Raw genomic sequence first — 10899 nt, 5'->3', positions numbered from 1 at the left:
AAACGATTAGGGTTTAAGACGCCTATGCAGGCGTTCTATAATATTAATTAGCGTTGCACTTGGTGTGTTAATCTAAGATTATCTAAAAACCATAAAAACCCCAAAAGAGTGGTTGATATTTATTTTACCGACGCCGATTTTGGGCGGCCAGATTTGGCTATTTATGTGGGGGCCGGTCAATGGCTTAGGGCTCGATGTCACTTTGGGCTATTTTTTACTGCCATTAGTGATGATTATGGTAGGACGATTTTTTTATAAAGAATATATGAGCGCTCTACAGTGGCTAGCTGCGCTAATAGCGGCGCTCGGCGTTGCGTATGATGTTTATCAATACGGTACGATATCTTGGGCGACTTTATTTGTCTGTTTAGGATACCCGCCTTACTTTTTGATGCGCCGCAAGCTAGCTGTGCCACCGATTACTGGTCTATTATCAGATCTAACTTTACTATTACCGGTGGTGCTTTTTGCGTTGTATAGCAGTGGCGGTTTTGGTACAGCGCTCAGCGATAACAAGTTTTGGTATTTACTGCCATTATTAGGAATATTTAGCGCGCTTGCGATGTCGCTAACGATGGTGGCGAGTAGTAAGTTGCCGGTGTCACTGTTTGGAACGCTGAGCTATTTAGAGCCGATTTTCTTATTTATATTTTCTATTACGATTTTGAGTCAAGGGCTTCATGAGGGCGGCTCATTATTTATGTATAGTATGATTATAGTGGCTTTAACGATTATGATTATAGACAGCGCTAGAGGTTATCTATATCGTCGCCGCGAGGATCGCTTGCATGGCTATAATGAGCCATTGGTGCATAGTTTTCCTTCGCGTCAACGTCTCAAAAATCGCCGTATCGAGGGAATATTAGCGGCTAGGCGTTTTCGTAAAATTAACCGCTATCAACGAAAAATAGCGAAAATGTCGCGTAAGATTGAGAAGTTAAATACAAAATAAGCCAACGCTTTCGAGCGCACTCTGTATTTATAGATAGACCCTAATGCGGCAAAATTTTGACCGGTTAGATATTATTTTTGGTAACTGTAATGGGCTTTGCTGGTATTAATGGCGGTTTGACTGAGATATGATGATATTAAAGTAGCAAAATCTTAAATTATTGATTTTTATATTTATCACTCACTATTTATCAGCTAGCCCAATTTATCAAAATATTATTAGGAGAATTTATGTTGCATCTTCATCATTTAGAAAACTCGCGCTCTTTTCGTATTTTATGGTTATTAGAGGAGTTGGGGGCTGATTATCAGCTGACTTGTTATAATCGTACCAAAGCCTACCGTGCCCCTGATAGTCTAAAAGAGGTGCACCCGCTAGGTCATGCGCCTATATTAGAAGCGGATGGACGGACGCTGATAGAGTCAGGCTTTATTATCGAATATCTACTCAAGCACTATGACAAGGAGCAGCAGTTTAAGCCTAGTGACGATAACGAAGCGGCTTGGGAGAATTATACCTTTTGGCTACACTTTGCAGAAGCGTCAGTCATGCCGCCGTTAGTGATGCGTTTGGTATTTACCAAAGTAGTGCAGCAATCGCCGATGCTCATCAAACCGGTCAGCAAAAAGATTCAAGCACAAATCGAAAATAACATGGTCAAATCAAGCTTAGATCCGATATTTGCGATGATGGAGAAGCACTTAGAAGACAATCAGTGGTTTGCGGGTGCTGAATTCAGTGCGGCAGATATTCAGATGCATCTAGCAGTGTTAGGGGCCAATGCGGGTGAAGGTTTAAATAGAAAAAAATATGCCAACATCTTAAACTGGCTTAAACGCAGTGAAGAGCGTCCAGCCTTTAAACGTAGTGAAGAGAAAGGCGGTCGTCTTAACTTCTAAGCGGTTAAACTCGTAAAATAGATTTTTAGGTAGAAGCCAAAAGCGTGTCATTCAATTCGTTGATGATGCGCTTTTTGGTTATAATGGCTAGCGAATACAATTAAACGCTTCAAAAAGGTAGGATAATGAAAGAGCCAAATAAAGTAACTGACGAGCCTTTTGAGGAAGAAATCATCGAGCAACAGCCGATATCGCTCAAGTCTTGGGGCCAAAAGCTCCTTGTCGCGCTGCTTTGTATTGCTAGTTTTTATGGTGGCTGGAAGTCATATGAGTCTAATATGGCAAACGAGTGTTATGCTAGTGGCGGACAAATAATTGAAGGAAAGCGCACCTTTATCTGTGAGCTTCCCTAGTTTTTTGGACTCTAAGGAGTAAGCAGCGAGCTATGCTACAACTGACCTTTTTGGGCACTTCGGCAGGCGTACCAACTAAACAGCGTAATGTCACCGCGCTCGCTATCGAATGCCTAAATCCTTATTTATCTAGTCAAAACCAATCTCGCAAAAAATCACGACCTTGGCTACTTATCGATTGCGGCGAGGGCACGCAGCAGCAACTGCTTCAGACTAAGCTGTCTTTGCATCAGCTGACGGTTATCTGTATCACGCACGTGCATGGCGACCACTGTTATGGCCTGCCAGGTTTGCTTGCAAGTGCCGCAATGTCAGGACGCACTGCGCCCTTAACCATTATTGCGCCAAAAGCCATTCACGACTTTCTTGACGCGGTAAAATCAACTACTGAGCTACACTTTCCTTTTGCGATCGACTTTATAGCGATAGAAGAGGTTCTGTCTGATAATGGAGCTAAAATCTCTCTAGCTTTAGACAATCAGCAACAGCTCGAGATTGATATCACAAAACTGTCGCACCGGGTGGCTTCGCATGCTTTTGGGGTGACGCAAACGATTCATCAGCGGGTGCTAAATACAGATAAGCTCAAAGCAGCAGGTATTCCCGCTAGCCCTTTATGGGGTCAGTTACAACAAGGTCATGATGTCACTTTAGAGGACGGACGACAGTTGGCATCAGCTGATTATGTCCATAATAATCAGCGGCGCACACGGATAGTGGTGGCAGGGGATAACGACAGTCCAGAGCTATTAAGCACATCGATCAAAAATACGGATCTACTCGTCCACGAAGCGACTTATACTAATGCGGTAAAAGCACGTATTTTAGCCAAAAACTCTGGCAATATGGGCAACGCAGGCTTTGATCCCATGCACAGTAGCGCTCAGCAAGTGGCACAATTTGCAAAGGATAGCGGTCTACAACATTTAATCTTGACCCATTTTAGCGCCCGTTATCAAAACTTTGATAAGCCTAATAGCACTACTGCTAATATGAGTCATATTCGTTTAGAAGCGCAAAGGTATTATCAAAATCAGTTATGGTTAGCTGAGGACTTTGCGCAATATACGGTCGAAGGCGAACCAATTACTACTAACAAAGGTAGTGAGCACACTGCCAAATCCAGCGTTCAGTATTTAGGTTCAGTGCTTGATAGAGACTAATCTTTATTCAGAACGAGGTAGTGCAGGCTGTGGCTTTAGCCCAGCATTGTAACTTTTCCATTCCATGTTAACTTTAGCTAAGATTAAAATTATTTTACTCTATTAAGAGTCACTATCAGTCGCAGCCAATTGTGTTTTGCCACTCCAATAACGACTGAATTGATAAGCCACCCGACCTGAGCGTCCGCCGCGCTCTGATGCCCAGCGTAAAGCCGCAGCTCTGATATCGTCAGCTAGAGGCGGCTCTTCTTCGCCAATCGTAGTCGTTTTAGCCTCGTTATGGGTTTCTAAAGCACCCGATATTTTCGCTTGCTCTAAGCTCAGATAATGCTGCACAATTTGAAGATAAGTATGTTGATCCATCGGATGAAAGGATAACCAAAGACCAAAACGATCCGATAAAGACACGGTCTCATCTATAGTCTCATAAGGGTTAACCTCATCGGTCTGTCCATCATAAATACTAATATTATCCTTCATCAATTGCGGTAATAGATGGCGGCGGTTACTGGTTGCATATACTAAAAGCTTGTCCTGCTCAGAGTCAAGCGCGCCATCAAGCACGCTTTTTAGCGCCCGATAACTCTCATCTTGACCGTTAAAGGCCAAATCATCACAGTACACGACATAGCGGCACTGAGTGTCAGCAGGCAGTGCCTTGATAGCAGCGCGAATTTTATCGAGCACTTGTAGATCATCACGGGCAATCTCGATAATACGTAAACCTTCGCTGTGATATTCTTGCAGTAGAGCGCGTATTAGCGATGATTTACCGGCGCCGCGAGTTCCGGTCATCAGTACGTGATTGGCCGGAAAGCCTTTTAAGAATTGACGCGTGTTTTGAACCAGTTTTGTTTTTTGGGTCTCAATACCTTGTAAGTCATCTAAGCTTAAAAACAGATTTACTGCTAAGGGTTCAAGATGACCACTGCGACCACCGACCCAGCGATACGCAAGCTGGCTTGGGTCAATCTCAATGGTTGGTGTGACGTGCTCTTGTAGATACTGGCTAAGCAATGCTAATAAAGGGGCGGGTAGGGCGTAGTGATCGTTCGGCTTGGATTCGGACATATCTATTCTAATCGTTTGGGTTAAATTTAATGCAGATAATATAGTCAGTTCACTATGAAAATGTTATGCAAGGCTGCTATGAATTATTGCAGCCTTGTCTGCGTAGGCACGGCACGCCAGAAAATTTTATCAGTCTTGCTGGTCAATCAAACGCATAACACTTTTAATCAGGTCTACTATAGCCACATAAGGGCTTTACTTTACTATGAAAGATGAAGAAAGTCATGGGTCAAAAAAACAAGAGCTGCAACTGCAAGCTGATAAGCTCTTACCTACGATAACTCATACGCTCATGCAACTAGGCTATCTTAATATCTTGCATCAACGGCTGAGCCAACAAAACGACACTGCAATAACCTATCAAGGCTTAAGCTGCGCTATTCACGCTCAGTTTGGTCAAGTGATGATAAAGTGGCAACTGAGCCCTGATATCTCTTTAGATGCAGCATCCTTGAATCATGAAATAAAGGTGCTGAAAGTAGTAAACCGTTTGCAAAGTAGCAATGGAGCCGCTCAAAAAAACACTACCGCGCCGCCCGTTCTTGCTTACGGCACCTTGCGCTTAAACATACTTGGACAAGAGCAGTCACTCACTTGGCTTGCTATACCTTATTACACGCAAGGCAGTTTGGCGCAACATCTCAAGCAATCGCTAACCCTTGCACAAAAGCACTTAATTATTGTTAAATTGGCAGCGCTTATAAAGTCTCTACATGATAAAGAGTGGCTGCATAACGATATTAAGCCTACTAATATTTTAATGGATAAAGAGCAGAACTTAATATTAACGGACTTTGCTTTAGCGAGGCCAATTGCAAACAGTTCTAAAAACAAGCTACAAGTTAAAAACAGCGCGGGTACGCCAGCTTATCTTGCGCCAGAGCTATGGCAAGGGCAGAGCAGTACGGTGCAAAGTGATATCTATGCGTTTGGGATTATGATGTATGAGGTTTTGGCAGGCGATAGGCCTTATGCTATTGAGTCGTCAACTACGCAGCCATGGCGAGACTGGGCGATTCAGCATTGTCAGCAGCCGATACCTAATTTGCCTTTTCAATATAGTCATTATCAAGATATTTTGGATAAGGCTTTGGCGAAACGAACCAGTGAGAGATATCTAAGCATGAAAGCAGTTTTGAAGGACTTACAATTATAAAATAAACGTACAAACACAAAAAAGCCTGCTAAAAAGCAGGCTTTGATATTTGGTCTAAGATGTACTATCCGAAAATGGTGGGGCTGGAGAGACTCGAACTCTCACACCTTGCGGCGCCAGAACCTAAATCTGGTGCGTCTACCAATTCCGCCACAGCCCCATTATCGTCACTCTATCATCGTCAGCGCTTAAATTCAAACGTCTAACAGACAGATAACTGATTCGGTAGTGCGTCTCAGTGGTTGGCTATTATATAGAGTTTCGCAGTTTTGGCAACCCTTTTTTGCAAATTAATTTAATTTTTTTGCAGATTAAATGAAAATCTGTACTCCTTTTATAGGAAAAGCAAGCTAATCAAAGACTTGGCTACTCCTCTGTAGTAGGCTTGCTCGACGATACATCAAGCAATGTTAGCTTGCGTGTCAACGTATTACGGCCCCAACCCAATAGCTGAGCCGCAGCTAGCTTGCGCCCGCCGCTATGGCTAAGCGCTTCTCTCAACAGTACACGCTCAAACTCTGGGGTCGCTAACTGTAGGATGTCCGTTTCACCCGCTTGCAAAGACTGTTTAGCCCAGTCTGCTAGCGCTTGCTGCCAACTTATCGAAGTTTCAGTAATCGCTGTAGAAGTATGCGAATGGATAGGCGAGGTACTATTCGAGGTTTGCGCGGATGGAATTGCTTGAGTAGCAAGAGCGGCCTGAGCGTTATTATTACTTAATGAGTCCGCAGCATTATCGGCAAGCAGTTCAGGAGGCAGATCTTGGGTAAGCACCGTATCCCCAGCCGCCATCACTGTCAGCCAAAGACAAACGTTCTCTAACTGGCGTACATTACCGCGCCAGTCAAAGGATTGCATACTACGCAGAGCATCAGGACTTAACTGTTTGACGGCGGTGTTCATCTGCTTGCCTGCTTGCTGCATAAAATGACTGGCTAAGGCTGGAATGTCTTCTCGGCGGGCTCGCAAAGGCGGCAGCGGTAGACGGATGACGTTGAGGCGATAAAATAAGTCTTCGCGAAATTTGCCTTGCTGGACGAGCTGCTCTAGGTTTTGATGGGTGGCAGCGATGATACGCACATCAACTTTAACAGGCTGCTGACCACCGACCCGATAAAACTCGCCATTCGCGAGCACACGCAGTAGCCGCGTTTGCGTACTAAACGGCATATCACCGATTTCATCTAAGAACAGCGTACCGCCATCAGCTTGCTCAAAGCGGCCTTGACGCTGCGTCGTCGCGCCAGTAAAAGCGCCTTTTTCATGGCCAAATAACTCAGATTCAATTAAGTCATGCGGAATCGCTGCCATATTTAGCGCGATAAAGGAATGCTTGGCGCGCGGCGAGTGCTGATGTAGGGCGCTTGCCACTAGCTCTTTACCTGTACCTGACTCACCGGTGATCAGTACAGTAATCGGCGAATGAGCCAAACGGCCAATCGCGCGAAACACGGTCTGCATGGCTTGCGACTGCCCGATAATACCACTCGGATTGGTGTTATCGCTTGGTGTAGAGGCAGGCTTCTTAACCTCGCTAGCAGTTTTAGTATTTTGCTGGTTGTCTGCATTCTGAGTAGAGTGTGATTCTATAGGTTCTTTATTTATCGCCGTGCGGCTTTGATCCATTAAGCGGTCTTGATGAGTATCACTATCTGGCTGATGATTGAGCGCTTTATAAATGATCGCGACAGCATCATCCAAATCGAAGGGCTTGGCTAGATAATCAAACGCACCTGCCTGATAGCTATTGATGGCTGACGTCAGATCGGAATGTGCAGTCATAATGACGATAGGCAGTTCAGGGAAGTGCTTATGCACCCAATCGCTGAATGACAGGCCATCCATCATAGGCATACGAATGTCAGTCAAGATAACATCAGGGAGCTGCGATGCAGGCTCGCGCTTTTGTAAAATATCATTGAGGCGCGTCCAGGCCGCTTGCGCTTGTGTAAAGCTAATCACCGTCAGATCAGCTTCGGTAAAAGTGTCGGCCAATACCAAGCGTAGTGCGGCATCGTCATCGATAAGCCATAGAGTAGCAAGAGTGGTCATAGTGTTATTAACTCATCGTTATTATCATTATTAGCAGTAGGGATTATTTATAACTGACAGCATTAAGTGAGTGCAGTGGCTGAGTAAACGGCAAGTACAGTGTAAAGCAAGTTGAATTGCCACTCTTATGTTGTTTAGAGTGCACTTCAATCATACCATGATGCCGGCTGAGAATATCTTGTACAATCGACAAGCCAAGCCCCGTACCCGCCGCGCGGCTCGTCACCATCGGGAAGAATATTTGTCCGAGCAAGCTTGATTCTATACCGCCGCCGTTATCAGTGATAGAGAGCTGTAGTACTTGTTTGTGCTGCTGCTGACCGATAGTGTGCTGAAATGCAATACGTGTTTGAATGGCTAACTGCGGCTGATAGTTTGCATCGACTTGCAACTGCGCAAATTCGGTCATCGACTCACAAGCATTATTAAGTAAGTTTAAAAATACCTGAATCAGCTGGTCTTTGTCAGCTGTAAGCTCTGGCAGAGATAAGTCATAATCACGCTTTATAGTCACTTTAGGATACTGACTAAGGACTAAGGCCAAGACATGCTCTAGTGGCTGATGGATGTTAATGAGTTGCCAATGCGCAGGCTGGTTGGACCCTAGCAGCTGACCGATGAGCTGCGTTAAGCGATCGGTCTCGGAGATGATGATATCAGTATACCCATGAAGCTTGTCTTTAAGCATACTTTTATCTAATAGTATATTAGACGTAGCGGTGGTGGCTTTGTCGTTTGAGCTTAGCGAGAAAGCATTGGGGTCGCCGTCTAGCTTTTGGATTTTATTGAACTGGCGCACGAGTAGCTGCGCGGCTCCGCGAATACCGGCAAGTGGGTTTTTGACTTCGTGAGCCACCGAGCGCAGCATTTGCCGAGCGACTTCGTATTGCTGCTGTTGGCGCTGGTCTTCCGTGATGCGGCTTTGCCGATCTTTACCCCACATCTCAACGATGAAATAGGGTCTTTCCTGATATACAACCGGCGTTACGCTATAGTCTATGAGTAGGACATCACGGCTATCAGAAGAAAAATCTATTATATGATCATGAGTGACAAAGGGCTGCTGATACTGCTGCGCTTGATAAAAACGCTCAGTCAGTAGGCCGGTTGGAGCATCATCTGTCGTTATAGACAGGTTTGTCGCTATATGCTCTAACTCTTCGGGTGCGAGTAATTTGAGTATAGATTGCCCTAACAGTCTACCGCGGCTAATAGCCAGTAGCTGCTCTACTTGCGCATTTATCCACTCGATAACTAAGGAATCATCAACCCATAAGATGGCGGTGAATAGTTGCTGGGAGATAAAAGCTAAGTCGGGCGTAGTAGCAGAGGCTAGCGAATGGCTGCTCATAAAAAAGCCTATAGAGTAAAAGGGGGCATGGTTCATAGAGATGATGTATTAAATCAATAACATTTAACCATAAATCAACAGCATAGCATGGCAAAACTAGCAGTTATCACAAAAAAAACGTACAATGCGCTCAGCCATTTTATCTCAAGCAAGGTCAGCTATGTCCAAAAATTCTATGCCATCAGATGATACTATTTTAGCCGATTCGGTAGCGCCATCGCCAGCTAATGCCGCGCTAAAAAACACCGCGACAGTATTCAATCCTGCGCAAGTACCGAGTAGCGAGAGTCCTGAGCAAGCCTCCAGCACTACTCAAGCGTATCATCATAAAGCCAATCATAACCAAAACCGTAGTATCGAACAAAGTAGCAGCAGCGCTCAGGCTCATGCAAGCTCGCCTGTCACTGCGCCCAAAATCGGTTTTGTGTCGCTTGGCTGCCCAAAAGCTTTGGTAGACAGCGAGCGCATTATCACTGAGCTGAGCCGCGATGGCTATCAAGTAGCCGGTGATTACGACGGCGCAGATTTAGTCGTCGTCAATACCTGCGGTTTTATCGAGTCGGCAGTACAAGAGTCGCTCGACGCTATCGGTGAAGCCATCAGTAAAAATGGCAAAGTGATCGTCACCGGCTGCTTGGGCAAAGAAGCGGATAAAATCCGTACTATGCACCCAGCCGTATTGTCGGTGACCGGCGCGCATGCTTATGACGAGGTCATTACTGCTGTTGCCCAGCATGTGCCGCGCCCTACTAAAGAGCAAGATAAAGACTACAATCCCAAAATCGATCTGATCGACGAGGCAGGCATCAAGCTGACGCCAAGCCATTATGCTTATCTAAAGATATCTGAAGGCTGCAACCACCGCTGCACCTTTTGTATTATTCCAAGCCTGCGCGGCGATTTAGTCTCGCGCTCCATAGATCAGGTGATGAATGAAGCGGTAGCGCTAAAAAATGCTGGCGTCAAAGAGCTACTTATCATCTCGCAAGATACCTCAGCTTATGGCTTAGATCTTAAATATAAGACCAGCTTTTGGAACGGTATGCCGCTCAAATCCAAATTTTATGATATGTGCCAAGCGCTTAATCAATTAGGCATTTGGGTGCGCCTGCATTATGTCTATCCGTATCCGCATGTCGATAAAGTGGTTGAGCTGATGGGCGAGGGTAAGCTGCTGCCGTATCTCGATATTCCGTTCCAGCATGCCAGTCATAAAATCCTCAAAGCCATGAAACGCCCCGCGCATAGCGAAAACACCTTGGCGCGGATCAAAGCGTGGCGTGAGATTTGCCCTGAGATTGTCATTCGCTCAACCTTTGTGGTCGGCTTCCCCGGTGAGACCGAAGAGGACTTTCAGTGTCTACTCGACTGGCTAGTAGAAGCCCGTCTAGACCGAGTCGGAGCGTTTACTTATTCAGAAGTCGAAGGCGCTGTTGCCAATGACTTGCCAAATCCCGTTCCCGAAGCGGTGAAGCAGGAGCGTTATGAGCGTTTTATGGCGCTCCAACAAGAAATCTCTGCGCAAAAGCTACAAGAGAGAATCGGTAAGACGCTACAAGTATTAGTTGATGAGATTGATGTGGAAGAGGATATCGCTATCTGCCGCAGTTACGCGGACGCGCCAGAGATTGACGGTCATGTCTATGTCGACAATATTGACGCTACGGTAAAAGTTGGCCAGTTTTTAACAGTGACTATCGATGACGCTAGCGAATACGATTTGTTTGCAAGCTTTCAAGGTTAAGATTGAGGTTAAGGCTAGGGCTAAGTCTCAATAAAAGCGTATATCCGTCAGACATAATGACAAAGGCAATGAATGAAAATTGCCCAATAAGGGATAGTTTTTGCTACAATTAGCGCAATTTAGCCTGATTTGCTGTGCTGATCAAGCTATCAGCGACT

The 10899-nt window shown here is 45.3% G+C and carries 9 protein-coding genes and 1 tRNA gene; 6 read left to right on the top strand and 4 right to left on the bottom strand.

The genetic code is table 11. From position 1 onward, the window contains the following. The first annotated feature begins 91 nt into the window (after positions 1-91). The 4 genes from rarD (at position 92) to AAEY83_RS04840 (ending at position 3367) form a co-directional block, all read left to right on the top strand. A complete protein-coding gene (gene rarD, locus AAEY83_RS04855) occupies positions 92-952 on the top strand; it encodes an EamA family transporter RarD (protein WP_351058597.1) in 861 nt (286 codons plus the stop codon). A 230-nt stretch (positions 953-1182) separates the two neighbouring features. After that, on the top strand, positions 1183-1851 hold the full coding sequence (locus AAEY83_RS04850; RefSeq protein WP_025647095.1) for a glutathione S-transferase: 669 nt from the start codon (positions 1183-1185) through the stop codon (positions 1849-1851). Positions 1852-1976: 125 nt separating this feature from the next. Further along, positions 1977-2204: a hypothetical protein gene (locus AAEY83_RS04845; protein ID WP_025647094.1), complete on the top strand. Its 228-nt coding sequence runs from the start codon at positions 1977-1979 to the stop codon at positions 2202-2204. A gap of 32 nt (positions 2205-2236) precedes the next feature. Beyond that, complete coding sequence (locus AAEY83_RS04840; protein WP_025647093.1) at positions 2237-3367, top strand: MBL fold metallo-hydrolase; 1131 nt, start codon at positions 2237-2239, stop codon at positions 3365-3367. Between the two features lie 102 nt (positions 3368-3469). Here the strand turns inward: AAEY83_RS04840 and AAEY83_RS04835 are convergent, their stop codons facing one another. Then, positions 3470-4438 (bottom strand): ATP-binding protein, encoded by a 969-nt coding sequence (locus AAEY83_RS04835; RefSeq protein WP_025647092.1) that lies wholly within the window; start codon positions 4436-4438, stop codon positions 3470-3472. A 205-nt stretch (positions 4439-4643) separates the two neighbouring features. Here AAEY83_RS04835 and AAEY83_RS04830 point away from each other — a divergent pair, with 205 nt between their 5' ends. Continuing rightward, on the top strand, positions 4644-5594 hold the full coding sequence (locus AAEY83_RS04830) for a serine/threonine protein kinase (RefSeq protein WP_025647091.1): 951 nt from the start codon (positions 4644-4646) through the stop codon (positions 5592-5594). 75 nt (positions 5595-5669) lie between these two features. On the opposite strand, the gene AAEY83_RS04825 is transcribed toward AAEY83_RS04830, so the two are convergent. The 3 genes from AAEY83_RS04825 to AAEY83_RS04815 form a co-directional block, all read right to left on the bottom strand. Then, a tRNA-Leu gene (locus tag AAEY83_RS04825) sits at positions 5670-5754 on the bottom strand. Between the two features lie 206 nt (positions 5755-5960). After that, positions 5961-7646 carry a sigma 54-interacting transcriptional regulator gene (locus AAEY83_RS04820; protein WP_025647090.1) on the bottom strand — a complete coding sequence of 562 codons (1686 nt, stop codon included), beginning with the start codon at positions 7644-7646 and terminating at the stop codon, positions 5961-5963. A gap of 43 nt (positions 7647-7689) precedes the next feature. Continuing rightward, the gene (locus AAEY83_RS04815; RefSeq protein ID WP_025647089.1) at positions 7690-8997 is read right to left on the bottom strand and encodes a two-component system sensor histidine kinase NtrB; all 1308 of its coding nucleotides are present in this window, start codon (positions 8995-8997) and stop codon (positions 7690-7692) included. Positions 8998-9157: 160 nt separating this feature from the next. Between AAEY83_RS04815 and rimO the strand changes: the two genes are divergently transcribed. Continuing rightward, positions 9158-10741 (top strand): 30S ribosomal protein S12 methylthiotransferase RimO, encoded by a 1584-nt coding sequence (rimO, locus tag AAEY83_RS04810; RefSeq protein WP_025647088.1) that lies wholly within the window; start codon positions 9158-9160, stop codon positions 10739-10741. Positions 10742-10899 lie beyond the last annotated feature (158 nt).

The sequence above is a fragment of the Psychrobacter sp. TB20-MNA-CIBAN-0197 genome (genome assembly GCF_040309765.1).
Classification (GTDB): domain Bacteria; phylum Pseudomonadota; class Gammaproteobacteria; order Pseudomonadales; family Moraxellaceae; genus Psychrobacter; species Psychrobacter submarinus.
Note: the sequence above shows the minus strand (reverse complement) of the source record. Positions and strands in the feature narration are given on the sequence as shown.

What these genes read in the sequence shown, in the direction of transcription:
- AAEY83_RS04850 (WP_025647095.1), top strand. Translation starts at nt 1,183, where the DNA reads ATGTTGCATCTTCATCATTTAGAAAACTCGCGCTCTTTTCGTATTTTA.
- AAEY83_RS04845 (WP_025647094.1), top strand. Translation starts at nt 1,977, where the DNA reads ATGAAAGAGCCAAATAAAGTAACTGACGAGCCTTTTGAGGAAGAAATC.
- AAEY83_RS04840 (WP_025647093.1), top strand. Translation starts at nt 2,237, where the DNA reads ATGCTACAACTGACCTTTTTGGGCACTTCGGCAGGCGTACCAACTAAA.
- AAEY83_RS04835 (WP_025647092.1), bottom strand. Translation starts at nt 4,438, where the DNA reads ATGTCCGAATCCAAGCCGAACGATCACTACGCCCTACCCGCCCCTTTA.
- AAEY83_RS04830 (WP_025647091.1), top strand. Translation starts at nt 4,644, where the DNA reads ATGAAAGATGAAGAAAGTCATGGGTCAAAAAAACAAGAGCTGCAACTG.
- AAEY83_RS04820 (WP_025647090.1), bottom strand. Translation starts at nt 7,646, where the DNA reads ATGACCACTCTTGCTACTCTATGGCTTATCGATGACGATGCCGCACTA.
- AAEY83_RS04815 (WP_025647089.1), bottom strand. Translation starts at nt 8,997, where the DNA reads ATGAGCAGCCATTCGCTAGCCTCTGCTACTACGCCCGACTTAGCTTTT.
- rimO (WP_025647088.1), top strand. Translation starts at nt 9,158, where the DNA reads ATGTCCAAAAATTCTATGCCATCAGATGATACTATTTTAGCCGATTCG.